Genomic DNA, 25,307 nt, shown 5'->3' with positions numbered 1-25,307 from the left:
ATATCTATAGCTTGGCTGATCCGTGAAAATGAATTTCTTGATAATACTGATGACATATTTTGTTGTTTTATCTTATATTTTCACTAATCTTGTATATTATGGATTCTATTTCGGACTTGATCGATCTTTTCAATGGCGATGATATTAAGGATTTTAAGACGTTTTTGAAAAGGAAAAATAAACGGACTGATGTGAAGAATCTTCAGTTGCTTGATTTTATAAAAACTGATGATATAAATAAGCTAAAAAAACTTTATGGAACGTCAAAAAATAGAGATGCATACCATGCACTACGGAAAAGGCTACATGATAGTCTGCTTTTTTTTCTTTCTAATAAGGTGTTTGAGCGGGATAACAGCGAAGCACATGAAGCTCTACGTCTACTGGTTGTTGGCCGTTTTCTACTGGAAAACCATTTGCCGAAAGCCGGATTTAAATGTCTTCATCGTGCTGAGCAAAAAGCGCGGTTGCTTGAGCAGTTCAGTCTGCTCAATGAAATTCTGCAAACGAGATTGCAATATGCGTATCTGGATCCAAAGGCCAATTTAGAAATACTGATTGAGCGTTTGATGTGCAATCAAAATAAAATGCAGCAGGAAGCTAAATTTGAGATTGCGTATGCGTTTTTGAGGTCGGAGCTGCAGGATATCCACCTGAAAGCCAAAATTGTTGACTTAAATAATCTTGTCTCCGGTGCTCTACGCAAGTATGCGATTTCATTAAGCGAACTATTGTCTTTTAAGTCACTTTATCAAATATTATACATTGCCAACGAGTATGCAACAATACACCAGAATTATGCGCTTGTGAAATCCTTTTTGAAAATAAGTGATGAATTTGTTGCGCAGCAGCGCGCGAATTCAGTGCATCATATGTTCTACTATTTGCATATCCTTTATTTTCTCGCCAATTTTAATTTTCGTAACGGTTTGTTTGGTCATAGCTTGGAGTATTTGCAAGAGCTGGAGGAAGGCATGTCGACAGGGATTGCTTATGGCAAGCAGTTTCGCAGCCGCTATTACCTGCTAATGGCGCTGAATTATCATTATTTAGGGGCGGGAGACAAAGGTCTGACATTCTTGCGGTCGGGTATACAGCAAATTGGGGGACAGACAAACGAGGCAGAACTCGCGGATTTACAGCTCTGTTTGGTCATGTTCTTGACACAGTTCCAGGATCAGGATGCGTTAGCAGAGCTCAGGAAAATGATGCGGACAGACTCTTGGTATGAGAAGAAAATGGGTATGTTGTGGACTATACGCAAAAATTTATTGGAGATATTGCTCCACATACAAAACGGGAATATAGACGTGGCAGCATCTCGGGTCAGGAGCTTTAAACGACGATATAAAAAATACCTGGAAATGGTGAAGGAGGGGCGTGTGATCCGTTTTTTAAAGTTGGTTGAAAGTTATCTTCAGGATCCGGCAGTGATAAAGTGCGCCGTATTCGTCGACGAGGTCAAACAGATGGCGTCTGCTGTCGAGAATCAAGATTTGTTTGTCTTGAGCTTTATTGCCTGGATGCGATCTCGTATTACCTCCGAAACGCCTTATCAAGCGTTATTGGCTTTAGTAGAGGAACGAAAGCAACAATGATTAATCAACTTGTTTACAAAATCTATTAAAGGATCTCCAGTACTTGTCCTTATAGATTGAATAATCTATCTGCAGCTGGTCCTGATAGACAATGATAAGCTGATCAATGATGTGGGATGTCTTTCTGAATTCTGTACATGCAATGTAAACTTCCCGAATATTGTCTGCTGTCTCACGCCCGATGTTGAGGCTTCCGATATCGGGAGGAAAGCTAAGCATTAAGTCTTCTTCAAATTTATCCATTAAACCGTAAGTCTGCTGATCAGGCATTCCATGGCTAGTCGTGCCATCATAATCAATACGCAATATAGCGATCCATGGATGTGATGCTTTGCCGTCCCAGTTCAGTAAGGCAGTATTGATTACTGCCAAAATAGGGCTGCCATTTTGCATAGTACCTTCGAAGGCGGTGTATGAATCAAGGTCGGTATCGTGTTTTAGGTGTGTATATTTCTCGATAAATTCCTTTTCCCGCCAGATTAAATAGTCCTTTAGCTTGGTCAGCGGAATCATCTCCCCCGTGGCCATGTCCTTGGATGTAACACTCAAACTGTCTATGGAAATGATTGAGTTCAGTTCTCCGATATAGTTGTCCAAGAATATTTCTACTCCGTGTGTAATGTTTGCTTTTTCATTTTCTGAGTAATCAGGATGGACGATGACAATATCCACTTCATCTGGCCGATAGGTATGAAGTATCGGGTAGAAGAACATGTCATTGATGTCAAACGAAAATCCGTACATCGTAATCTTGAGTTTTTCGATATCGTCGATAGCAGGTTTCAGTGCTGTAAATTTCCAATTTGGAAGTGCTGGGGCAGATTCGATTAGATTTTCGACAAAGGCGATGTTTTTGACAACCCCATCAGGCGTAATGACCAGCTCTGCGACGTGTTCATTATACATGCCGGTCAGAAAGTAGAGATCTTTCCGCAAGGCGTCTACTTTAGGGCTGAGCTTACTGAAAAAATTTTGGTCAATTTGGTCGTTATTTTTGACACTATGAAAAAATGCCTGTTCATTTTTTAAGAACCATGTCCAAAACTCGTGTATATTATCTTTTTTGTTGTGTTTTCTGCCAAAAATATTACTCAAAAAGCGCATAGTTGTCGTAGTTCAATCGAGCGTTCAGTAGTACCTGAATCTAACCGCCTGCTTTAAATTTAACGATATAATTATGATTCGCCAAGTGAATTCCTGATTAAATATTATCTGGCAAACAATTGTTGTGGCTGTTTGTTAAAGTTATTGTTGGAAATAATTAATTACTATCGGGCATAGGAATGTGGATGTTGTTCGTCTTTATATTCCGTAAGCTCTTAAAACAATTGTGTACATATGAAATTTTGTAAATTAACATTTTGTCTTTTGGCAGCGTCTGCGACACTTTCTTTTTCTGCTTGTAAATCAGGTCTGTCTGATGATAAACTAGAAGAAAAGATAGAGAACGCGTTAACCGGCCGTAACACGGTTGATGTTGAGGTCGAAAAAGGAAAAGTAATCCTAAGTGGTACGGCAGCTTCTGAGGAGGAGAAGCAGCAAATAGAATCCATCGCGAAGACTGCGGGAGATAAGGATGTGAAGTCCATTCAAAATAATATTATTGTTAGCGCTCCCGTTTCGGCAACACCGGCACCTATCCAAACTTCCAACGACGATGCTGTCCTGGGAGCGGCCGTTAATACCTTTATGAAAGATTTTCCGTCTGTTCAGGCGAGCGTCAAAAATGGTATCATTACCGTAACCGGGACATTGGAACAGGCAAAAGTGGTTACACTGAAACAAGGTTTAGACAATCTGAATCCCAAAAAAGTTGATTTGAGTGGTATTGTTGTCAAATAATTAAAACATTGAACATTATGTCATTGCAAGAAAAATATAAAGTCCTTTTGGACACCGCACAGTCTTCAGGTGTTAACGATCTCAATTATGCTGAGATGGACGGTGTACTACAGATCAGAGGTACAGCTCCGACTGCTGATGTAAAAAACAAGCTCTGGGAAATTTATGGTCATATAGATCCGAACTTTCAATCGGGTGATGTGGTCCTGAATGTCGATGTTGCCACCGAAGTGCCCGGGAGTCAGGTTAAGGTTATTACGGAAAATAGCAATCTAAATATCCGAAAAGGACCTGGCACGGATCAGCCTATCGTGGGAAAAGCAGCCAAAGGTGAAATCATTACATTGATCAGCAAAGCCAATGACCAATGGTGGCTGGTGAGAACCAAGGATAATGAAGAAGGTTACTGTTATGCGCAATATCTAGAATCTGTCTAGCTTTCCAATTACTGCTGCATGGCAGAAAAGGGATAAGTATTTGATCAATATTTATCCCTTTTTTTATTGCTTGTATGCAAGTCGAAGGCGATGTGTAGTTCTTTAAAGCCGGTAATAGACGGTGTCCCGAGTTTGGTGCAATAATTGTATTGTATTATTTGCAACAATTTTATTACAATATGGTGAAATGGAGATATCTCATATTTATTTTTTGCGTATGCGCAGGCCAGCTTACTTTTGCGCAGGAGTATGTCCGACTGGATAAAAGCAAATATCGCCTGCATTTATCTGAATCCCCAAAAGATACGGTCAGAATAATCGAAAGTGGACGAGCAGTTAAATTGAAGCAGGGGAACTATATCGTACAGCACAATCAGTTTATGGGTGCGGCTAATGCTTTTGTGCATGTAGGTAAAGAAGGGTTGATCGAAGGAAGCTTTAAGATTGAGAAAGGTGATCAGCATGGCATTGTGCGGACAAGGCATGGGATACTGGAGCAAATGATCGTAAAAACTGGAGAACTGCTGCATTTTCAATATGTTTTTACGGATACTTCAAGCCTGCGGCGGGACTATAAAAATGGTCGAATAAGCCAGGAAAAACGTGTGTTTTATTATCCTCAGGCGAAGAAGACAGTTCTGAAAACTTTTTATGATAGCTATTATACCATTGAGAATGACTTTGACCATACCCGATCTGATTACAGTCTTGACAACCGGTTGCTGTTCAGGGCGAAACTCGATGGAAGCGGCCAGGTGTCCGCTTCTAAATCTTTTGATAGGGAAGGAAGGTTAGTAAAACATTATTATAGAAAAAACGACGTTTACTATACCGATCTATATCATCAGAATAATTTAAGCGAACGGATCTATAAAATGAATAATTCAATCTGTCACGAGTATTTTAAAGACCAGTTGCTCGTAAAACGAATTGTTCACAAAAAAGGAAAACAGTCTCATGAAAAGTATGTTTATAACGCAGAAGGTATATTGTTGGAACAGCAGACCAAAAAAAGCAACGGTGCATAACTGCAAATAGCGAATACCCATAAAAATCAGCGCGTGCTTGCGATCCGTTTTTGTATGTGAAAAATAATAGCTAATTTTGCTACTGCAATGAAAACAATGAACAATATATTGCGTTTGCCATTTTTCTTTAATTATTATCTCCCGATAATCGTTCGGGAGCGTTATGCCTATTAAAAAAATCAGAAATTTAATTAATGTATATAGCTAAGCCCGGACATTCAGTTCGGGCTTTTTTGTTTTTTATCGTACTATGAACACAGATTTAAAAGAAAACATTGAAATCATTTTACCTGAAGGTGGTCTAGAAGCTAAGTTGCAACGGTCCAGCAAGACCGGCAAGCCCCTTGTCATTAAGCTTGGGTTTGATCCTACCGCGCCGGATCTACATTTAGGGCATGCGGTTGTCCTGAAGAAGTTAAGACAGTTTCAGGTACTCGGGCATCAGGTGGTCGTGCTTGTCGGTAGCTTTACAGCGCGTATCGGTGACCCCACAGGAAAAAACAAAGCCCGCAAACCCTTAAATCGCGAGGAAATTGCGCACAACGCTGCCACTTACATCGCTCAGTTGTCCAAAATTATCGATGTGTCGAAGACGCGTGTTGTTTTTAATGAAGATTGGCTGGATAAGCTGTGTTTTACTAAAGTAATCCAGCTGATGTCGAAAGTCACCGTAGCGCAGCTTATGCAGCGTCACGATTTTCACAGGCGTTTTAATGACAATCAACCCATTGCTATGCATGAATTAGTCTATCCGATCCTGCAGGGATTTGATTCGGTGCATGTCAAAAGCGATATCGAGATGGGAGGGACCGACCAGTTATTTAACTGTACAATGGGGCGACAGCTTCAGGAGTCTTTCGATATGGACCCGCAAGTGGTGTTATGTATGCCACTACTTAAAGGTCTGGACGGAAAAGAAAAAATGAGTAAGTCTCTGCATAACACCATCGGTTTACTGGACAAACCCGATGATATGTTTGGTAAGACAATGTCGATTCCGGATAGCTTAATCCACGAATATATCGATCTGACGACAGACTTTGATCAGACACAGAAAGCGGAATTGAAGTTCAGGCTGGAATCGGGCGACAATCCCATGAAGATCAAAAAAATCATAGCTCATAATTTAGTGTGTCAATACCATAATCCGCAGCAAGCTGCTGAGGCCATGGAATTTTTCGAACAGCGCTTTCAGCAAAAATCATTTAACGACAAAAATTTTGAAGAGCGTTCCCTGTCGGCTATTCGGGCTGCGGTCGGTGAAACCCCCAAGTTAATAGATGTTTGCCATTGGCTGAAGCAGGACCTAAGCAAGTCAGCTATACGCCGCCTGATATGTGAGGGTGGCGTACAGATTGATTCAAATAAATGTACAGCGCCTGATATGCCTGTCTCGTTAAATGATGGCTTTAGAATTAAATTTGGTAAAAGAAGTTTTTTTAGGTTTGTTTAGTAAGATTTTTAAGTGTATACATTAAATGTATTTTGATAAACTGAATAATAATAAACCATTATACTTTTGGAAGTCATAAATATTTACTACCTTCATATACAGGCTCACGCTTATTTCAAACCGATTATAAATGGAAACATATAACAATGCTGTGCTGGCGCAGTTGCCAAAACACTTAAAACGCTATGTCGTGCCTCAACAATACGAACGATATACTGCGCTAGATCAGGCCTTATGGCGCTATGTGATGCGGCAGAACTACGCTTTCTTGAAAGATGTGGCCTATTATCCTTATATACCCGGGTTAAAGAAAGCGGGGCTGTCAATAGAGCATATTCCGGATCTTCAAGAGATGAATGATAGTCTCAAACGGATTGGATGGGGGGCGGTAACGGTAGACGGTTTTATACCACCTGCTGCTTTCATGGAGTTTCAGGCACATCGGGTATTGGTTATTGCAGCGGACATACGACAGCTGGAACATATTGAATATACTCCGGCTCCCGATATCATTCATGAATCTTCTGGACACGCACCTATCATCGGAGAACCTGATTATGCGGCCTACTTACAGTATTTTGGCGAAATCGGGACAAAAGCGCTTTCTTCCCGTAAGGATCTCGAACTGTATGAGGCCATTCGTCATCTATCGATCTTAAAGGAGCAGGCTGGTACAACGGAAGATGAATTGGCAGACGCCGAGGCGCGGCTTAAAATGGTTCAGGATAATATGGGAGAGGCCTCAGAAATGGCCTTGCTAAGCAGGTTACATTGGTGGACTGTTGAGTATGGCCTGATCGGTAGCCTTGAAGATCCAAAAATTTATGGTGCAGGATTGCTGTCTTCCATTGGCGAGAGCGCAAGTTGTATGCAAAAATCCATCCCGAAATTACCTTACGATCTAGCTGCGGTCGCTTACCCTTATGATATTACTCAGCCGCAGCCACAACTGTTTGTTACACCAGATTTCGAGCATTTGGTTAACGTATTGGACCAGTTCGCGGATACGATGGCCTTTCGGGTCGGCGGTAAACCGAGTTTGGAGAAAGCGATCGACTGTGGGGCCGTATGTACAGCAGAATATAGCTCGGGCCTACAGGTGTCAGGGGTTTTTCAGTCTGCCAATGCAGACGCGTCGATTTCCTATATACGGACAGCAGGTCCTACGGCGCTGGCATACGCAGGCAAGCAACTGGACGGCCATGGCATCAATTATCATATAGATGGATTTGGTTCACCGGTCGGGACGCTGAAAGAAAGCGGTAAGAATCTGGAGGATTTCTCGGATGGGGATCTGCGCGTTTACGGTATTGTTGAGCGACAGCGATGTGTGTTGCAGTTTACTTCGGGGATTGTTGTAAACGGGATACTGTTGCATGTTTTGCGCCGGGAAGAAAAAATTGTAATGATGTCATTCAAAGACTGTACCGTGTCCCGAAATGGACGAAAAGAAATCTATTTCAAACCCGAATGGGGGACTTACGATATGGCAGTGGGGGCGACAATCATTTCCGTTTTCGCTGGAGCCGCTGATAAGGACGCATATGAGTGTATTTCAGAGGATGCACCTTCTGCTGCAACCATGCCTCAAGTTCCGAAAGCCTACCGTGGATTGATTGCTTTGTATGATGCTATTAGGGCATTTCGCATCGGTACTTTTGACCGGGGAGTCTGGATGACACTTTTCGAACAGCTCCCAGCGGAAGCTACCGATACCTGGCTGGCTTTGGTGGAACTGTATGAAATTGCATGGGCACATCAGGAACTAGATCTTGCAAATCTTGCTGAAGACAGACTACGTTATTTCATTTCGATAAAGCCCGATCTGACAAAGCTGATAGAAGACGGGATACGCATAGCGAAAGACGAAGCGTTAAATAATCAGTAGGTATTGTCGAGCATATAAATTCGTTTAAATGCTCAACAATACCTGCCATGCTTTTTCCAGTTGACCTTTATCCAATAGTTGAGCAGCGTATTCGTGTACTTTTTGTTTCATGCGCACAGCATCTTGCTGAAAGTTGAGCTGGAGATACCGAAGATATTTATCTTCTAGCTGTATGTGATCTAATCTGGGTAGAGATTCTACATTCGCCAGCATACCCAAATGATTGCCTGTGAGCACCGTTGACAACCGGATGCTTTCAGGTAATTGATCTACACCTATACCGAGGCTACGGAGCGGTTTGGGAACAATAAAGAGATTTTCGCTGCTCACCCGGGAGTACCAGTCTCCACCGAGACGGGCGACCAAATCCAACTGTTCTTGTTTGATCGTGTTGTCATGCTGCAATAAAGTTTTGTGCACGTGCATATAGATTACTTCTGCGATCACAAGATTTCCTGCTCCCGGCTTATCGCTTAAGGCAATAATTTCTCTGACGTTGCATTCCAGCTGAACGGGGGACTCTGCGACCCGCGGTGGACGTATGTAGAGGGAAGGGATGGGCGTCAATCCTGATTTGTCAAACTCGTCGACTTCCTTGGCGTACTCTGTGCTTGCCAACGATTGTTGCTGTACCATAGCATAATTTACGATATTGATGACGACTTCGTTGACTTCTTTGAGATTGTCCAATGTATGTTTGGTGCTTCCGTCCCGCATGCGACGCAAAGGAGAGAACACACATATAGGAGGCTGATGAGACATGAGGTTAAAGTAGCTGAAAGGGCTCAGATTAACATGCCCCGAGCTGTCTATAGTACTTGCAAAGCAGATTGGCCGGGGGGCAACGGCGTATTTGATTAAATTATCGACAATCGCCTGGTCTGCGGAAGCTTCAAATGTGACAGTTTCAAAAAGTGAGGAGTTCATTTTCTTTTTTTTATGCGTGGTATAATTCGATGGAATTGTAAAGTGTACCCAAACCTGTTACTTGCAGTTCGACTTGGTCTCCTGGCTGAAGCCATTGGTCGCGGTGAGTAGCGTTTTCTATCCGTGCCGTGCCGTTGAGTTCGAGAAAGCAGCCTGTGCCCACGGTTCCTGAACCGATGATATCCCCCGGCACAAGTTGTACACCATAGGAAACTCGTTCAATGATTTCGGCAAATGTCCAATGCATTGTCGAAAGATTACCAGAGGATACCCTTTGACCATTGACCCAACAAGACATATCAAGATCATATTTGTCACCAATATGATTTTCGGAAGGTTTGATTTTATAAGGGGCCAATTCGTCCTTAGTCACTAGCCATGGGCCTATCGCTGTAGCAAAATCCTTTCCTTTGGCCGGACCTAAACTTAGTTTCATCTCCTCCATTTGCAGTTTTCGAGCACTGAAATCGTTCATGATCATGTAACCGGCGATGTAATCATCGGCCTGTGAAGCCGGAATATTGATGCCAGTTTTATTGATGACGATGGCCACCTCGAGTTCAAAATCAAGCTGTTCAAGATGTAATGGCATGCATCGTATTGGGCCGGGGCCTTGTATAGCCTGATGGTTGGAAAAGTAGAAAACAGGAAAATTATCAAATTCGGAGATCATGTCCAGTCCACGGTTTCGTCTGGAGGTGGCCACATGTTGTCGGAAAGCGTAAGCATCGCGTAGGGAGGAGGGTCTGGGGACGGGGGCGGCAAGCTGGATATCCTGCAAGGGATGATATATGCTGGTCATACTGCCGTCAGCCAGAGCATTATGATAGTCTCGTAAGCGGTCCATCGTTTCATCACCCCCGGTCAGAAAACCGGCCATATCGCCTGGGAGCCTGGGATCTATGTCCCGGCAGAGATATATCCGATCATCGATCAAGATGGCCAGTTCGTGTTGACCGTTTTTTGTGCAGGTAACGATTTTCATATTGGAATATGTATTGGTTATTCAATGTTTACATGTGACACAAATATATTGGATAAGTTTTGAAAAAAATATTTCTTCCCTTGAAAATAGAAAATTATGCTTACCTTTATTATTACATTATAAACTTTAGAAATGATCGCCCGCGGCTTTTTTTACTTTGCTCCAGCTATAGCTTATATTGCTTTTAACAGAGCAATTATTGCCGAGATCGTTTTTGCCCAATACTAATCTCTTCGAACTTTTTGCCAATGATCCTATTGGCGGCTCAGATATTGATTTTATTTTAATAACCTTTTAAATCGTAGAATTATGCCATTTTATGTTAGACAGGGGCAGATTCCAACACAGCGACATACTGTTTTCAGAAAGCCCGACAATACGCTTTATGCGGAGGAGCTTGTTTCCACCCATGGCTTTTCAAATCTTTACTCCCTAGTATATCACTGCCACCCGCCTACGCTGGTGAAACAGATTCATGCCCCTTACGATGTCACTCCGAAAATTGCCAGAGAGAAGCATCTCAGGCATACTAGTTTAAAAGGGTTCGAAGTGGAGGCTAAAGATGATTATCTCGAAAGCCGAATAGCTGTTTTGGTCAACCAAGACCTGCATATTTCGCTGGCTGCTCCACGCTGCTCCATGCAGGATTACTTTTATAAGAACAGCCAGGCTGATGAAGTTATATTTATACATCAGGGAACAGGCAGGTTGAAGACAGGTTATGGGGCTATTCCGTTCAAGTATGGCGATTATTTGGTGATCCCTAGGGGTACCATCTATCAGATGGAATTTGATCAGGAGGATAATCGTTTATTTCTTGTTGAATCATTTTCTCCGGTTCGTACTCCCAAACGGTACCGGAATGAGTTTGGCCAGTTAATGGAGCATGCGCCTTTTTCTGAACGGAACATCCGAACGCCACAGGATCTGGAAACTTTTGACCAATTAGGTGATTACGAGGTGAGGATAAAAAAGCAGGGCTTAATTTATCCTTATATCTACGGGAGCCATCCTTTTGATTTCATCGGATGGGATGGATATCATTTTCCATGGGCATTTTCTATTCATGATTTTATGCCCATTACGGGTAAGCTACATCAGCCACCACCTGTCCATCAGACCTTTGAGACAGATACTTTTGTGCTGTGTAGTTTTTGTCCACGTCTGTATGACTACCATCCGCATGCTATTCCAGCACCCTATAACCACAGTAATGTGGACTCGGACGAGGTATTGTATTATGTCGACGGCGACTTTATGAGCCGCAAATCGGTAGAGAAAGGACAGATCACTTTGCACCCCGGTGGCATCCCGCATGGGCCGCATCCCGGTACAGTAGAGAAGAGCATTGGACAGACCAAAACCGAGGAGCTTGCTGTGATGATCGATCCTTTTCGTCCCTTGATGCTGACTGAAGAAGCGCTCAAGATCGAAGATCCGGATTATTTTAGATCCTGGATGAGTTAGTTGAAACACAAAGAATAACCTTATAAAAATTATGGCGAATACATTTGCGGAAAAGATTGCCCAAGCGCAGGACTTTCTACCTATCAACGGAACGGATTATATTGAATTTTATGTCGGTAATGCCAAGCAGGCCGCACATTATTACAAGACAGCCTTTGGATTTCAGTCGGAGGCCTATGCTGGACCCGAGACTGGGGTCAGGGATCGTGCATCCTATGTTTTAAGACAAAATAAGATACGTTTGGTTCTTACCACTGCGTTAAAATCAGATCATCCCATCGCAGCACATGTAAAGAAGCATGGCGACGGGGTGAAAATTTTGGCATTGTGGGTGGATGATGCCCGGAAATCATTTGAAGAGACTACCAAAAGGGGCGCGAAAGTCTATCAGGAACCCCAGTTACTTCAGGACGAACACGGTGAGGTCTGGACCGCCGGAATTTACACCTATGGTGAAACTGTGCACTTATTTGTGGAGCGGAGGAATTATACAGGTGCCTTTATGCCGGGATATGAAAAATGGGAAAGCAATTACAATCCGGCAGAAACGGGCTTGCTTTATGTGGATCATTGTGTAGGTAACGTGGGTTGGAACAGGATGAACGAGGCTGTCCAGTGGTATCAGGACGTCATGGGATTTGTAAATATACTTTCCTTCGACGATAAGCAGATCAATACGGAGTACTCGGCTTTAATGAGCAAAGTCATGAGCAATGGAAATGGCTATGTCAAATTTCCGATCAATGAACCCGCTGAAGGAAAAAAGAAGTCCCAGATAGAAGAATATCTCGAATTTTATGAAGGTGAGGGTGTACAACATGCCGCTTTGGCAACGAAAGACATTGTACGCACTGTAAAGGAACTTAAAGCCCGTGGTGTTGAATTTCTTGCCGCTCCGCCAGAAGCCTATTATGATATGCTGCCGGATAGGGTGGGTGATATAGATGAGGAAATCCGCGTGATCCAGGAGCTGGGTATTTTGGTCGATAGAGACGAAGAGGGCTATCTATTACAGATATTTACTAAGCCAGTGGAAGACCGACCCACTTTATTCTACGAAATTATTCAGCGAAAAGGTGCACAAAGTTTTGGGGCCGGCAATTTTAAGGCATTGTTCGAAGCCATAGAACGGGAGCAGGAACGGAGGGGGAACCTATAAAAAGTGATGGCAATGAGAGAATTGTTAGGTGCATTTGAGCACAAGAGTCCGGAAATCGTATTTGAGTGGAAAGACAGTGAAACAGAAGCCCGAGGATGGGTTGTTATCAATTCATTGCGTGGTGGTGCGGCCGGTGGTGGTACGCGGATGCGCGCAGGCTTGGACCGGCATGAAGTGGAGTCTTTGGCCAAAACTATGGAAGTAAAGTTTACGGTTTCGGGTCCCGCTATAGGCGGTGCCAAGTCGGGAATAGACTTTGATCCACTGGATCCGCGTAAGAATGAGGTTTTAGATCGCTGGTTTAAAGTAGTCACCCCTTTGTTGAAGAACTACTATGGTACTGGCGGAGATCTGAATATAGATGAGATCCATGACGTCATACCGCTAACTGAGGAGTACGGTTTGTGGCATCCGCAAGAAGGCATATTAAACGGCCATTTCAAAGTTAATGAGAGCAATCGCATCCACCAAATCGGTCAGTTGCGGTACGGAGTTTCGAAGGTACTGGAGGACAATTCTTATAGTCCGGACCTCAGACGCAAATATAAAGTTGCAGATATGATTACCGGTTATGGTGTCTCTGAATCCATTCGTCATTATTACGAGCTTTTTGGAAATAGCTGTCGTGGTAAGCGGGCGGTTATCCAAGGTTGGGGGAATGTTGCCGCAGCGGCGGCCTTCTATCTTTGTAAACTTGGGGTCAGGATCGTCGGTATCCTTGACCGTGCCGGTGGAGTGATCAATGCGGACGGCTTTAGTGAAGCTGTTATTAACCAGTTATTTTTGGATAGACGGGGAAACCAATTGTATACGGATAACCTGATTCCTTTTGAGCAAATACAAAGTGAGATCTGGACATTGCAGGCCGAAATCTTTGTGCCGGCAGCAGCGTCGCGCCTGGTGTCAAAAGATCAGATACAGCAACTGATGGAAAATGGACTCGAGCTGATCGCGTGTGGCGCAAATGTTCCTTTTGCTGATCAGGAAATATTTTACGGCCCAGTTATGGAATTTGCCGACCAGCATGTCGCAGTAATACCTGATTTTATAGCCAATTGTGGTATGGCACGAGTGTTTGCCTATTTAATGCAAAGGAATATTGAAATGAGTGACGACGCTATCTTTTCAGACGTTTCAAGGACTATTTTTGAAGCGTTGAAGAAAATAAGAGACGCTTCGGCAGAACGCATAGGGTTATCATCCAGAGCTTATGAAATAGCGTTGAAGCAACTCCTTTAATGATGTAACGATGTTTATAAACGAAAAACACTTGAAGCGGGGAACTTCAAGTGTTTTAACTAACCAATTATTAACCTAAATTTATGAATGACTAAAATAATACAATTGCTATGCCAGTTCTTTTTCTTAGAATGAATTAATTGTCATTTTATTGTTAATATAAAATACTGTGGTAGATGGTCAACGTTCGGCGGTTAAATACGACATCTTAATTCAAACAGATTCTCCTCTACGGGGTGCTATTTATAGTGATAGCCGTGTTGTAATTGCTTGAAACAGAAACTCCTGAAGCGGGGAACTTCAGGAGTTATCCTAACCAATTATTAACCTAAATTTATGAAAAGTACTAGTATAACGTAGTAAGAAGTCAAAATGTTTCACCAATTTCTATTTTTTATACTTTTTAACATTTTTTTGTATTTCTATATTGATTTTCGATTAACTGCACATCAATTGGCATGTTTTCCTTTTAGAAAATAAAAAAAGCCGCTAGTGGGGTATACTAACAGCTTTTTTATCACTAACTAATTTTTAACCTAAACTTATGAAACTGGTAAGTAACTTTCAATTTGGATGCCAATACCACGAATTCTTTTCCAGTTTAACGGTTTTTAACGCTTTTAACCTGTTGTTCTATCTATTTATAGCAATTTGGACCGCAGATTATTTCCAAACTTTTTGTGGTGTCCAAATGTTTATTGAATGGAGTCAAAAGAGATCAGTACACTGTTTTAAATAGAATACATGCCATTAACATATCTTTATCAAATTGACAATCAGGAGAGTCCTTTCTGGGCGTTTGCCGTGCATGACGGACATCATGTTGATCCAGCATTAGCACCTTATATGGCTATCTCTCCTCAAGATCGGCTGCGTGAGGAAGATCCGTATACGGCAATTTTGGCAGAACTGCCATGTAACCGCTTTGTTTGTGGCACTTCCAGGTTTCAGATCGATCTCAATCGGAATAAAGGAGAGGCACTCTATCTGCGTCCCGAACAATCTTGGGGGATCAAGGTCTGGCACAATGAATTGCCCTCGCATATAAAAAAACAGATCTATGATATCTATGATGATCTCTATAAGGAAATAGAGTTGCAAATTTCGGAAACGATCAGCCGTTTCGGTTATTTTGTCATATTTGATATCCATAGTTATAATGCTTTGCGCGATGGTCCTACAGCGACACTTGACAGGAGCAGTAATCCACAGATCAATATTGGGACCGCCCATAATCGGGATAAGTGGCGTGCATTGACAAACTCTTTACTGGATATCCTCAAAAAAGGTAAAGATGGACAGACATATGATGTGCGTGAAAATGTCAAATTTAAAGGTGGCTTTCTGTCAGCGTATCTAAATTCGAAGTTTGGTGATAAGGGGTGCATCTTTTCTATAGAATTTCGTAAAGATTTCATGAATGAATGGACAGGGCAGGTTTTTCCACAGAAGCTTCAGGAATACAAGCAGTTATTGATGCAAACTATGGAAACGCTAGAATCTTATTTTGCATATGAAAAATAAGGAGCGGCAGCTGGCGGCTGTTTTAAAGAAAATTAAGAGCAAAGAGGTTTTTCATGTTCAGATACCTCCCAAAAATAAGTTGGTGTTTAACCAGGTCGTTCCCTATATATTTTTATATAGACAGTTTTTCAGCCCTGACCCGATGCTGGCCGAACTAGTGAAATCCGAACCTGCTTATTTTCGTGTTAAAGATCCAGAATTAAATGTCTCGGACTGGATCGGTCCTATACTTAATCAGCTTGTTGAAGAGTTTGGTGCCTGTCTGATTATTGAGGCCTGGACAGCAAGTCCAGGGCAGGAAGAGGATATTCAAATTCATATTGCCCGAAAAAATGTACAGGCAATCGCACAGTATCTGGGCAAACAATTGACTTCGGAGGAGTCTATTGCAAAAGTGGAGATTATAACCGATTCAAAATCCAGCGCTACGCAGAGTCTTTCTCCGGCAAGTGTGCAGCTTGACAATTTAAATAGCAATATCTTGTATATGGGTTTGGAGATCAAACCCAAATACCTACTCGGTTCCAATCAGCAGATATTGCCTATAGATCTCCGTCATTTCCGGGAAGCTATATCCAGGAGTCTGTCCAAGACTTTTTTTGAATTTATCCGGATACATACAGTTTCGAAGCCTACATCGTTTAAAATAAGCCATCCTAAAAAGATGCTTCCATTGGCATGGGAGATTGATCAAAAATTGGCTCGTGAAAGCCAGAGATTTGATTTTCTTCTGTTGATTACGCCCACCAATTCCTATGATGCCTGGCTACAGTTCAAAAAAGGGAGTTATCGTAAAGTTCCGGTTTTCCGTTATCGTCCAATGCCCATTGACCCCGATATTATCAAGCGCAATCTATATAACCTACATATTGAAGATCTGTACGATCCTTCGATTGCGTATTTATTTCGGGACAAACGGAAGGAATTGGATCAAATGATGAGCATGCTCAGTGAGCGTGGGAAAGAAGGCTTTTTGCTGGGCAGTATGCAAGTTTTTGGTACGGTAAACGAAAAACTTCTGGAGAAAGCACAAGCTATTTTGACCATTACAGCGACAGATGCAGAGAATAGGGGCCGAGAGGAGGATGTGGTGTACGCTGATGAGTTTGCAAAGCTCGCACAGGAAGAACTGAATTATCTCAAAATGCAGGAGCCCAACTTTGGGACAACCGTCAGGCTTCGGGATGATATCTACGGGGTTATGGTAAACCAAGGCGTGCTGAATATCAGTAAGCAGTATAGCTTACCACGCAGTAGGGTAAAAGCATTGATTCAGCATGAAGTGGGTACCCATATCGTGACCTATTACAATGGCAAACAGCAACCGTTTAGTCTTTTTAGGCTAGGCGTCCCCGGTTACGAAAAACTTCAGGAAGGACTGGCTGTACTTGCTGAATATTTGGTGGGCGGATTAACCAACAACAGGTTGCGCATACTTGCGGGACGTGTGGTAGCCGTACACCACATGCAGCAAGGAAATACGTTCTTGGATACATTCTTCCTGTTGGTAGACAAGCATCGGTTTATTCCCGAGACCGCCTTTCAGATGACCATGCGTGTTTATAGAAGCGGTGGGCTTACCAAGGATGCATTGTACTTAAGTGGCTTGATCGAATTGATCAATTATATCAAAACTGGCCGTGATCTTACCTTATTGACCATGGGCAAGATTCGGGAAGACTATATTCCCATTGTTGAGGAATTAATGCTTAAAGGAATGCTCAAGGAACCGGTACTGACTCCGAGATACCTGACATCCCCCTATACGGACGTCTTGTCGACGTTAAAGGAAAATAAAGGAATATTTCAAATGATACAATAAGTGGAACTCTATGAAGATTGCATTCGTTATTAATCAAACCCACAAAGAAACCGAGCGTTTCACGACCACCCTTCTTGCTTTAAAAGCGCATCAGCTGGGACATGAAATTTATTACATTGGCTTAGCAGATTTTTATTATGAATCAGCCCACATCGCGGCACATGTCCGTGCCGTATTGCCCGAGCAGCACATCACGTCGGCCAAAGCGTTGATGGAGGCGCTGCGTAACTGCAAAAAGATAAAGATGGAATTGGAGATCATGGATGTCGTCTGGCTGAGGTTCGACCCTGTATTGGATATGGTTAACCGTCCTTGGGCGGCTTCATCTGCTTTGCAGTTCGCATCTTTATTAAAGGAAAAAGGTGTTCAGGTAATCAATGATCCAGATAGTTTGAGTCGGGCAAGTAACAAATTATATCTTGAGGGTTTTGACGAGACGATCCGACCAAAAACGATTGTGACCAGAAACTATGCCGATGTGGTCGATTTTTTTGAGAAACAGAATAAACTGATCATTTTAAAACCTTTAAAAGGCTCTGGTGGTAAAAACGTTTTTCTGATCAATAAGGAGAATCAGCAGAACCTCAAACAGACGGTGGAGGCTATTGCGCGCGATGGATATGTGATTGGACAAGAATATCTTCCTGAAGCTGCTCAGGGCGATATCCGATTCTTTTTATTAAATGGCGAGCCGATATTAATCAATGGCAAATTTGCGGCAGTTCATCGTGTACAACAGGGGAATGAGATTCGGAGCAATGTACATCAGGGCGCTAAGACCCAGGCAGCGCAGATTACGCCCGAATTGTTGCTAATGGTGGACAAAATCAAGGATAAACTTATTCAGGATGGAATGTATTTTGTCGGTCTGGATATCGTTGGCGACCGTATTATGGAAATCAACGTTTTTAGTCCGGGAGCATTGTGCCAGACCGAAGAGATCGTCAAAGAGGACTTTTCTACCTTTATCATCAAACAACTTGAAGCAAAAATAAGTTTGCAAAAAGCGTAATAACTGTTTGCCCGGAATGCTCCCGCTTTTTAGCCAGACTCTGTGGCAAATTATGAGTTTGAGATGAAGTGAGCCTCTTGTTTTCTTCTTATTTTTGAAAAAATATAAAATACGATGCTCTTTATAGATTCACCCTCGAATAACCCCTATTTTAATATTGCTTCCGAAGAATATCTGCTGAGCAAGTATCCAGGTGAAAGCATCTTTCTGCTGTACGTCAATGAGCCTTCGATCATTATCGGCAAGTTCCAGAATACGCTGGCTGAAATAAATCTTGATTATGTCAGGCAGCACGATATTAAAGTGGTGCGGCGCATGTCGGGAGGTGGGGCCGTGTACCATGATATGGGCAATCTCAATTTTTCATTCCATACGCTATTGGGCAATCTCGATTTTATGGACTTTTCGACATTCACCCAGCCCATTGTCACTATCTTGAATAAACTGGGTATTCCGGCAAAGCTTCAGGGCAGGAATGATCTATTGGTTGACGGCAAGAAGTTTAGCGGCAATGCGAAGCTCGTAAAAAATGGTAAAATGATCCAGCATGGTACGATTTTAATTGATTCACAGATGGAGGTTTTGGGGGAAGCGCTGATCACAAATCCGCTTAAATTTGTAGATAAGGCCGTAAAATCAAACCGTGCTCGTGTCACCAATTTAATCGGTTATCTACCTGACGATTTTACGACCATAAAATTCAAGGACTTATTGATCGCAGAGATGAAGCAAGAAAATACAAATGCTGAAATGGTCCGTTTGACTCCAGACGATATCCGTGATATTGAGGAACTGGTTAGGGACAAATATGAGACCTGGGATTGGAATTTTGGTTTTTCTCCGAACTACAATTTTAAGAAAGCGATTAAAATTCCGGCAGGTTTTATCGAGCTGCACCTCGATGTTCACAAAGGCTATATCGAGCAAGCTAAAATTTTTGGTGATTTTTTTGCATCCAAACCCATTCTTGAGCTGGAACAGCTTTTGCTCGGTAAGCGCCACCAGCTGGCAGAGATAGAAACGGTACTAGATACAGTGGATCTGACGGGCTATTTTGGTAAAGTTGACGTCAGCGAAGTCCTGGAACTGTTTAAATAAATGTTGCAAACTATTAAACACAGAATTATAAGCTATGCCCTGGAATCCAAAGTTATACAATCAATTCAAAGATATTCGCTTCAAGCCATTTCAGGATCTGTCTGCATTAATTGTGTCAGAACCAAGGATGAAAGCGGTAGACCTAGGATGTGGCACTGGTGAGCAAACCGCGATCCTCAGCGAACGGTTTCCGCAAGCCACATTTCTTGGTCTGGATGCCTCCGCAGAGATGCTATCGAATAGTGATCAGCTTGCTCATGGACGTTTACAGTTTAGCAATAGCAGTGTTGAAGATTTTCTCGGCACAGCAGAGACATGGGATCTGATTTTTAGCAACGCGGCCTTACAATGGCTGGACGATCATCGTATACTTTTTCCTAAACTGATTTCGAAGTTGACTCGGGGAGGCCAATTGGCTATTCAAATGCCTTTACAGCCAGAAAATGTGCTTAATAAAATACTGATAGAAATGGCGGCGGAAGAACCTTTTTGTTCTTACTTGAAGGGTTGGAATAGGGTGTCGCCCGTGTTAAGTCTCGATGATTATGCAGAACTATTGTATAAAGAGGGGCTGGTCCAGCTCGACCTCTCCATCCGCGTTTATCCGATAGTGGCTGATTCGGAAAAAATGCTTTATGAATTCATCGCCGGTTCGGCGTTGATTCCTTATATGGAGCATTTGGAGAAGGAAAGACATCAATTATTCATTCATGCGTTTAGGTCACTTATCAGAGCACATTTTCCCGAATTTCCGGCAATATACCCGTTTAAGCGACTCTTGCTTTACGGCCGTCGGGCTTAGGTCCCCGCATTGGTGCTGATGAGATCGGACCAGACCGCTTGGGTTAACCCGGCAAGATCGTCAGGATCCAGCAACATCTGAAGACCGCGTTTGCCCGCGCTGACCGAAATCCGCTCTTCCAGCTGAGCAGTTTCTTCGATAAATGTGGGAAATAATTTTTTCATGCCGATAGGGGAACAGCCGCCCCGGACATATCCAGTGACGGTTACAAGATCTTTCAGCGGGAGCATTTCACAATTTTTATTTCCTGAAGCTTTTGCGATTTTTTTTAAGTCCAGCTGTGCGTTTCCCGGTACTATCGCGACAAGGTAAGGGTCTTTATTGCCCTTTAATACCAAGGTTTTATAGAGCACTTCCGGCGATAGCCCCATGGAAAGCGCGACATGCCCAGCGCTGACATCTTGTTCGTCCACCTCGTACTCTTTTAATTCATAGGCGACTTTGGCCCTGTCCAAAAGGCGTACAGCATTCGTTTTATGTAGCATACGATTATTTTAGACTATTAAAATAAGCTGTAATTTCACTTTGCGAATATGTATTCAGGCAGTTTTTTGCTTCGAGCCCTCCTTTTTGCGCAACCAGAATGCCATACTGCATATCCAGCAGGCCTTCGGTACGGTGGGCATCTGGATTTATAGATAAAATAACACCTTTCTCAACTGCGTAACGATGCCATCTCCAATCTAAGTCGAGCCTTAGGGGATTGGCATTTATCTCAATGACAACCTTATTTGCGGCGCAAGCATCGATGATCTTTTCATAATCCAAAGGATACCCGGATCGACTCAGCAAAAGCCGGCCTGTGGGATGCCCTAATATCGTGGTATACGGGTTTTCGATTGCCTTAATCAGTCGGGCTGTTGCCTTTTCTTTATCCATCTTTAGATTGGAGTGTACAGAAGCCACGACAAAATCAAATTTTGCGAGAATTTCATCCGGATAATCTAGTGATCCGTCGCTCAAAATATCAGATTCTATGCCTCTGAAAATTTTAAACGGGGCGAGTTGCTGATTTAACAGTGCTATTTCGTCCCATTGTTGTTGAAGCCGTTCGATAGAAAGGCCATTAGCATAAACCGCAGTTCGGGAGTGGTCACATATCCCTAGGTATTCAAGGCCTAATTGGTTTTTGCAATATAGTGCCATTTGTTCGAGACTATGGACGCCGTCACTGTATGTGGAATGATTATGTAAGGTTCCTTTAAGATCTTTGAACTGAATGAGCTGAGGCAGGGTATGGTCCTGCGCCTGTCGTGTTTCATCCAGACCCTCCCGTAGTTCTGGCTCAATGTAGTCGAGACCCAGGTTTCTATAGATAGCTTCTTCGCTTGAAAGCGAGGGTAGATCAGGCAGAATTTGGAACAATTGTTCCAGATGAGCCGTGGAGCCGGTACTTAGTATAAGATCGCGATAAAAATCATTGATATTGCTACTGAAGACTTTGAATGTAAAACCCAGTTCATCGGTTACCTCCAATGAATTTTCTGTTTTCTCTACTAAGGTGTAGCTGCTGAGAAATTTTTCCACCGTTTCAATATTCTCGGAAATTAGTACGTCAACAGTACTCAATACTTCACATTTTCTCCTGAAATCACCGGTAAACGATAGCAGGGAAGAAGGAAAATGTGTTTTTAACATATTAAAGAATATATTTGCCTGAGATAGCACTTTGGCGTACAAAAACCATCCCTGGTTTGAGATAGAGAATTCTATGGATTTTTTTATTTCCTCCTGCGTTTTCAGTCCAAACCCTTTTTCTTCAATCAGGCGATTTTCGTTACAGGCGTAAAGTAATTCTCCTACGCTTTCGATGCCTAGATTTTTCCAGATAATCTGAATTTTCTTCGGTCCTAATCCTTTTATTTGCAGCATATCGACAACACCTGCTGGCGTTTGTTGCAACAAATCCTGAAGTTCCTTAAACGTTCCGGTCGCCGCAACTTCTTTCGCTTTTTCTGCAGTACTTTTTCCAATACCGGGATATGCACTCAATTCTTCGAGCGATGCCTCAACGATCCGTACGGGTAATTTGTCCAGCTTAAAAGACGCGCTTGCCATTGCTTTTGTACGGAATGGATTCTCGTTCTGAAGTTCCATCAGCTGGCTGCACAGTTTAAATATTTTGGAGATCGCTTTATTGTCCATCGTCGTTGTGAATTGTTAGGCTACAAATATCCTAAATTTTGGCACAAAATACCAATTGGCGGGAACAGATAAAGCCGTTAAATAATGTGAAAAAGCTGGTTTTTGCTAAAATTGTACTGTTTTTACTTAAATTAACAACAACGTGACAAATAAATAGTCCCATAGCGGGACATTTTGGCTAAGTTTGCCGTTTTTGGGTTGGGAAATCCAGCTGTTTTGTCCTTTGTGATGAAGGATCTTCCAAAAATAGAATTCAATGATAGCAGACATAAATGATAAAGAAGTGAGCGGTCTATATAAGACCGGTATTATTCAGCAGACAGCTTACTGGTCGACTGTAAAGAAAATGCAGGGGATAGAATCCATGGCCTTTAATTTTAAAGCGAAATACTCAGATTTATATGTTAGAGTTGACGATGAGGCCTACTTTGTTGGTGATTTATTAATTATTATACAGGGAATAGAACGCGATCAAAGCATCGCTTATGTTCCATACGGACCGGAAGTAGAGCCTTCGGAGGAAAACCAGGGTTATTTTTTAGAACAGCTTTCAGAGAGCCTGCGTTCATACTTACCGCCCAATTGCATTATGATACGTTACGATCTTTCGTGGGAGTCGCATTGGGCCAAAGATGAAGATTGTTATGATTTGCACGGCAACTGGCTTGGCGTACCAGAGAAACGTATTCAGGAAATGCGTTTTAACTTTAACACAGAAAACTGGAATTTTCATAAAGCCAATACAGATATACTGCCGTCCAATACCATTTTTATGAATCTGCGTACATCAGAAGATCTATTGTTGGCCAATATGAAACCGAAGACACGGTATAACATTCATCTGGCGGACCGAAAGGGGGTAAAAGTACGTTCCTTAGGGCTGGAGAGCTTAGCCATCTGGTACGATTTGTACCGACAGACTGCGCTTCGAAACAACTTTTTTCTGCATGATATCAGTTATTTTAAGATTGTGCTGTCGGCAAGAGCTAATGATACGCTGTCGCCAGCTGAGGTGCATTTGCTGGTCGCGGAAGTGGATGCTCAGCCACTCGCGGCGATGTTTTTAGTGATCACAGCCAACCGGGGAACATATCTTTATGGGGCTTCGGCTTCCGAACATCGGAATTATATGGCAACTTATGCCTTGCAGTGGCGTGCTATGCAGATGGCAAAGGAGAAAGGCTGTACAGAATATGACTTCTTTGGTGTGTCGCCACAAGCTGACCCATCTCATCCTTTATATGGTCTTTATCGGTTCAAAACAGGTTTTGGAGGAGATATTTACCATCGCATGGGCTGTTGGGACTATCCTTTGGATAGCGATAGGTACAGATATTACACCTCCATGGAGTTTAAAAATCAAAGCTATCACTTGAGTTAATATTTAAAATACCTCACCCAAGGTTAACCTTACACCACGGTGATTCGTACTGATACCGTAATCAATTCCGATGTTGGTGCCTGAGTTTTTATTGAATTTGATCCTGGCACCGGCACCGGTACCGATGTTCCAGTCTGCAAACATACTATTTTTCGGACCATTGACTGTTGTAAAGTTCAGAAATGTCACAAAGCCCAATAGGCCATTTTTGGTAATGTCTCGCCGATATTCCGTTTCCAGATAATAGAGGGATTTGCCGCGGAATCGACTTACGGGAAATCCTCTTCCGGAGCTGTTGTAAGGGTCCCAACCCAAGTTTGGCAAATCGAGATAGGGCGCTTTGCTATTAAATACGGTCCAAAAAAAACTGCGTACAGCAATCATGTTCTGTCGATTGGGATCCCTTGTCAGCCGGTGATATCTGCGGACTTCAAGAAATAGCGATTTCCAGTTTTGGTCACTGCCCAAAAATGTGGGGTTTATCCGAAATTGGAGGTTAGCATAATTGCCAGACCACGTGTTGATTGAGTTGGCGCGGGTATCATAAATGAAGTTTAGACTGACACCTGAGGAGATGGTATGGTCCTTTTGTTCTGTGCCATAAGGATAAGCGGTATAATCTTGCAGTAGAATATCGCCCGTTGACCTAATATTCATTCTATAATCCAGATCATACCCAATCCCCATAAACAATCCGCCATGAATACGTTTTAACGCATGCTGATAAAGTCTGAAGTAGGTGTAATCTAAATTGATCTTCTGGTCTCCCGCATGTTCTTTACCTATACCCCAGGTTTCATGGGGATATTTCAGGAGCCGGATATCACCATCTATCACCCATGTATTTTCTTTCAACCAGACGTATGAACGGATTGGCAAGCCAAACCGCTTTGCAAAATTTGTATATGGCGTGAACGTCAGTTTCGACATATAGGTGTTTTTACGGTCACCCAGATAGAATCCTGCTGTTGTGCTTGTGATCAAAGCATGGCCGCCGCCCGGAACATTGGTTGAAAACGGCAAAAAAGAAAAATAGACCTTTTTTCCTGTGCTGTCCACGGACTTGGGCGGTTTGATCTTCAGAATCTCTTTTCCAATGTCTATGAGATCTCGCTGTTTACTGGTATCGGCAACGTGTTTGGTAGTTTCTATTTCATTGACAGGACGCTGGGCGTACGCATCAACATGCAATACCATTGATACAGCCACAATGGTGGCAATCTTGCAGAAAAAAAGGTGTCGTCTATAGTCGTGTGCCATGAAAGCACGCAATCTAAGAGGAATTAGACAAAATTACAATATTGTAAAGAATATTTTATTTGTCTTGTCGTCTTTTGGCTATGGTGCCGACCTTCGGTAATCTATTCGCCTATAAAAAAGCAACATTTACCGACTTTAATGCAATGTTAATCTAAAAGTAATGAAATACACATCTTAGTTGTCTTAAATTTGAATCAGAAAATAAATAAGAAAAACGTGCAACAATAAAGGATCCTGTAC

21 protein-coding genes are annotated in these 25,307 nt (G+C 42.5%); 15 read left to right on the top strand and 6 right to left on the bottom strand.

Annotated elements, in window-relative coordinates; all coding sequences use genetic code 11:
- Positions 1-98: 98 nt before the first annotated feature.
- Complete coding sequence (locus K7A41_RS09370; protein WP_265713524.1) at positions 99-1,598, top strand: hypothetical protein; 1,500 nt, start codon at positions 99-101, stop codon at positions 1,596-1,598.
- Here K7A41_RS09370 and K7A41_RS09365 read toward each other — a convergent pair whose 3' ends face one another.
- Complete coding sequence (locus tag K7A41_RS09365) at positions 1,599-2,702, bottom strand: DUF695 domain-containing protein (protein ID WP_265713523.1); 1,104 nt, start codon at positions 2,700-2,702, stop codon at positions 1,599-1,601.
- 234 nt (positions 2,703-2,936) lie between these two features.
- On the opposite strand from K7A41_RS09365, the gene K7A41_RS09360 reads away from it, so the two are divergent.
- From K7A41_RS09360 to K7A41_RS09340, 5 genes are all read left to right on the top strand, one after another.
- Positions 2,937-3,440, top strand: coding sequence for a BON domain-containing protein (locus tag K7A41_RS09360; RefSeq protein WP_028069117.1), 504 nt, complete (start codon positions 2,937-2,939; stop codon positions 3,438-3,440).
- A gap of 17 nt (positions 3,441-3,457) precedes the next feature.
- Positions 3,458-3,877 carry an SH3 domain-containing protein gene (locus K7A41_RS09355; protein WP_028069116.1) on the top strand — a complete coding sequence of 140 codons (420 nt, stop codon included), beginning with the start codon at positions 3,458-3,460 and terminating at the stop codon, positions 3,875-3,877.
- A gap of 179 nt (positions 3,878-4,056) precedes the next feature.
- Positions 4,057-4,905 carry a hypothetical protein gene (locus K7A41_RS09350; protein WP_028069115.1) on the top strand — a complete coding sequence of 283 codons (849 nt, stop codon included), beginning with the start codon at positions 4,057-4,059 and terminating at the stop codon, positions 4,903-4,905.
- A gap of 250 nt (positions 4,906-5,155) precedes the next feature.
- Positions 5,156-6,358 (top strand): tyrosine--tRNA ligase, encoded by a 1,203-nt coding sequence (gene tyrS, locus K7A41_RS09345; RefSeq protein ID WP_265713522.1) that lies wholly within the window; start codon positions 5,156-5,158, stop codon positions 6,356-6,358.
- Between the two features lie 130 nt (positions 6,359-6,488).
- The gene (locus tag K7A41_RS09340) at positions 6,489-8,246 is read left to right on the top strand and encodes an aromatic amino acid hydroxylase (protein WP_265713521.1); all 1,758 of its coding nucleotides are present in this window, start codon (positions 6,489-6,491) and stop codon (positions 8,244-8,246) included.
- 24 nt (positions 8,247-8,270) lie between these two features.
- Here K7A41_RS09340 and K7A41_RS09335 read toward each other — a convergent pair whose 3' ends face one another.
- Positions 8,271-9,173: a flavin reductase family protein gene (locus tag K7A41_RS09335; protein ID WP_265713520.1), complete on the bottom strand. Its 903-nt coding sequence runs from the start codon at positions 9,171-9,173 to the stop codon at positions 8,271-8,273.
- 10 nt (positions 9,174-9,183) lie between these two features.
- A complete protein-coding gene (locus K7A41_RS09330) occupies positions 9,184-10,158 on the bottom strand; it encodes a fumarylacetoacetate hydrolase family protein (RefSeq protein ID WP_265713519.1) in 975 nt (324 codons plus the stop codon).
- A gap of 309 nt (positions 10,159-10,467) precedes the next feature.
- On the opposite strand from K7A41_RS09330, the gene K7A41_RS09325 reads away from it, so the two are divergent.
- The 8 genes from K7A41_RS09325 (at position 10,468) to K7A41_RS09290 (ending at position 20,281) form a co-directional block, all read left to right on the top strand.
- Positions 10,468-11,625 carry a homogentisate 1,2-dioxygenase gene (locus K7A41_RS09325; protein WP_265713518.1) on the top strand — a complete coding sequence of 386 codons (1,158 nt, stop codon included), beginning with the start codon at positions 10,468-10,470 and terminating at the stop codon, positions 11,623-11,625.
- A 31-nt stretch (positions 11,626-11,656) separates the two neighbouring features.
- Positions 11,657-12,784, top strand: a complete 1,128-nt coding sequence (gene hppD / locus K7A41_RS09320; RefSeq protein ID WP_028069109.1) for a 4-hydroxyphenylpyruvate dioxygenase — start codon at positions 11,657-11,659, stop codon at positions 12,782-12,784.
- A gap of 12 nt (positions 12,785-12,796) precedes the next feature.
- Positions 12,797-14,023: a Glu/Leu/Phe/Val dehydrogenase dimerization domain-containing protein gene (locus K7A41_RS09315; protein ID WP_265713517.1), complete on the top strand. Its 1,227-nt coding sequence runs from the start codon at positions 12,797-12,799 to the stop codon at positions 14,021-14,023.
- Positions 14,024-14,767: 744 nt separating this feature from the next.
- Positions 14,768-15,547 (top strand): N-formylglutamate amidohydrolase, encoded by a 780-nt coding sequence (locus K7A41_RS09310; protein ID WP_265713516.1) that lies wholly within the window; start codon positions 14,768-14,770, stop codon positions 15,545-15,547.
- Complete coding sequence (locus K7A41_RS09305) at positions 15,537-17,369, top strand: flavohemoglobin expression-modulating QEGLA motif protein (RefSeq protein ID WP_265713515.1); 1,833 nt, start codon at positions 15,537-15,539, stop codon at positions 17,367-17,369. Before K7A41_RS09310 ends, K7A41_RS09305 begins: the two co-directional genes overlap by 11 nt.
- Before the next feature lie 10 nt (positions 17,370-17,379).
- Positions 17,380-18,381 (top strand): glutathione synthase, encoded by a 1,002-nt coding sequence (locus K7A41_RS09300; protein ID WP_265713514.1) that lies wholly within the window; start codon positions 17,380-17,382, stop codon positions 18,379-18,381.
- 114 nt (positions 18,382-18,495) lie between these two features.
- Complete coding sequence (locus K7A41_RS09295; RefSeq protein WP_265713513.1) at positions 18,496-19,479, top strand: lipoate--protein ligase; 984 nt, start codon at positions 18,496-18,498, stop codon at positions 19,477-19,479.
- Positions 19,480-19,513: 34 nt separating this feature from the next.
- Positions 19,514-20,281: a methyltransferase domain-containing protein gene (locus K7A41_RS09290; protein WP_265713512.1), complete on the top strand. Its 768-nt coding sequence runs from the start codon at positions 19,514-19,516 to the stop codon at positions 20,279-20,281.
- On the opposite strand, the gene ybaK is transcribed toward K7A41_RS09290, so the two are convergent.
- Both ybaK and K7A41_RS09280 read right to left on the bottom strand, forming a co-directional pair.
- Complete coding sequence (gene ybaK, locus K7A41_RS09285) at positions 20,278-20,766, bottom strand: Cys-tRNA(Pro) deacylase (protein WP_265713511.1); 489 nt, start codon at positions 20,764-20,766, stop codon at positions 20,278-20,280. The two genes, K7A41_RS09290 and ybaK, sit on opposite strands and share 4 nt — an antisense overlap.
- Positions 20,767-20,770: 4 nt before the next feature.
- Entirely contained in the window at positions 20,771-22,426 is a 1,656-nt protein-coding gene (locus tag K7A41_RS09280; protein ID WP_265713510.1) for a DNA polymerase/3'-5' exonuclease PolX, read from the bottom strand.
- 256 nt (positions 22,427-22,682) lie between these two features.
- Here K7A41_RS09280 and K7A41_RS09275 point away from each other — a divergent pair, with 256 nt between their 5' ends.
- Positions 22,683-23,807 carry a lipid II:glycine glycyltransferase FemX gene (locus tag K7A41_RS09275; protein WP_265713509.1) on the top strand — a complete coding sequence of 375 codons (1,125 nt, stop codon included), beginning with the start codon at positions 22,683-22,685 and terminating at the stop codon, positions 23,805-23,807.
- Positions 23,808-23,810: 3 nt separating this feature from the next.
- Here K7A41_RS09275 and K7A41_RS09270 read toward each other — a convergent pair whose 3' ends face one another.
- On the bottom strand, positions 23,811-25,067 hold the full coding sequence (locus K7A41_RS09270) for a BamA/TamA family outer membrane protein (protein WP_265713508.1): 1,257 nt from the start codon (positions 25,065-25,067) through the stop codon (positions 23,811-23,813).
- Positions 25,068-25,307: the final 240 nt, after the last annotated feature.

The sequence above is a fragment of the Sphingobacterium sp. InxBP1 genome, assembly GCF_026191775.1.
Classification (GTDB): domain Bacteria; phylum Bacteroidota; class Bacteroidia; order Sphingobacteriales; family Sphingobacteriaceae; genus Sphingobacterium; species Sphingobacterium thalpophilum.
The sequence above is the reverse complement of the archived record's forward strand: the minus strand, read 5'-3'. Positions and strand labels throughout refer to the sequence as shown.

Excerpts from the sequence above, each read along its gene's own strand:
- K7A41_RS09270 (WP_265713508.1), bottom strand. The coding sequence starts at position 25,067 with ATGGCACACGACTATAGACGACACCTTTTTTTCTGCAAGATTGCCACC.
- ybaK (WP_265713511.1), bottom strand. The coding sequence starts at position 20,766 with ATGCTACATAAAACGAATGCTGTACGCCTTTTGGACAGGGCCAAAGTC.
- K7A41_RS09280 (WP_265713510.1), bottom strand. The coding sequence starts at position 22,426 with ATGGACAATAAAGCGATCTCCAAAATATTTAAACTGTGCAGCCAGCTG.
- K7A41_RS09275 (WP_265713509.1), top strand. The coding sequence starts at position 22,683 with ATGATAGCAGACATAAATGATAAAGAAGTGAGCGGTCTATATAAGACC.
- K7A41_RS09295 (WP_265713513.1), top strand. The coding sequence starts at position 18,496 with ATGCTCTTTATAGATTCACCCTCGAATAACCCCTATTTTAATATTGCT.
- K7A41_RS09300 (WP_265713514.1), top strand. The coding sequence starts at position 17,380 with ATGAAGATTGCATTCGTTATTAATCAAACCCACAAAGAAACCGAGCGT.
- K7A41_RS09325 (WP_265713518.1), top strand. The coding sequence starts at position 10,468 with ATGCCATTTTATGTTAGACAGGGGCAGATTCCAACACAGCGACATACT.
- K7A41_RS09355 (WP_028069116.1), top strand. The coding sequence starts at position 3,458 with ATGTCATTGCAAGAAAAATATAAAGTCCTTTTGGACACCGCACAGTCT.
- K7A41_RS09330 (WP_265713519.1), bottom strand. The coding sequence starts at position 10,158 with ATGAAAATCGTTACCTGCACAAAAAACGGTCAACACGAACTGGCCATC.
- K7A41_RS09340 (WP_265713521.1), top strand. The coding sequence starts at position 6,489 with ATGGAAACATATAACAATGCTGTGCTGGCGCAGTTGCCAAAACACTTA.
- K7A41_RS09290 (WP_265713512.1), top strand. The coding sequence starts at position 19,514 with ATGCCCTGGAATCCAAAGTTATACAATCAATTCAAAGATATTCGCTTC.
- K7A41_RS09310 (WP_265713516.1), top strand. The coding sequence starts at position 14,768 with ATGCCATTAACATATCTTTATCAAATTGACAATCAGGAGAGTCCTTTC.
- K7A41_RS09360 (WP_028069117.1), top strand. The coding sequence starts at position 2,937 with ATGAAATTTTGTAAATTAACATTTTGTCTTTTGGCAGCGTCTGCGACA.
- K7A41_RS09335 (WP_265713520.1), bottom strand. The coding sequence starts at position 9,173 with ATGAACTCCTCACTTTTTGAAACTGTCACATTTGAAGCTTCCGCAGAC.
- tyrS (WP_265713522.1), top strand. The coding sequence starts at position 5,156 with ATGAACACAGATTTAAAAGAAAACATTGAAATCATTTTACCTGAAGGT.
- K7A41_RS09370 (WP_265713524.1), top strand. The coding sequence starts at position 99 with ATGGATTCTATTTCGGACTTGATCGATCTTTTCAATGGCGATGATATT.
- K7A41_RS09365 (WP_265713523.1), bottom strand. The coding sequence starts at position 2,702 with ATGCGCTTTTTGAGTAATATTTTTGGCAGAAAACACAACAAAAAAGAT.
- K7A41_RS09315 (WP_265713517.1), top strand. The coding sequence starts at position 12,797 with ATGAGAGAATTGTTAGGTGCATTTGAGCACAAGAGTCCGGAAATCGTA.
- K7A41_RS09305 (WP_265713515.1), top strand. The coding sequence starts at position 15,537 with ATGAAAAATAAGGAGCGGCAGCTGGCGGCTGTTTTAAAGAAAATTAAG.
- hppD (WP_028069109.1), top strand. The coding sequence starts at position 11,657 with ATGGCGAATACATTTGCGGAAAAGATTGCCCAAGCGCAGGACTTTCTA.
- K7A41_RS09350 (WP_028069115.1), top strand. The coding sequence starts at position 4,057 with ATGGTGAAATGGAGATATCTCATATTTATTTTTTGCGTATGCGCAGGC.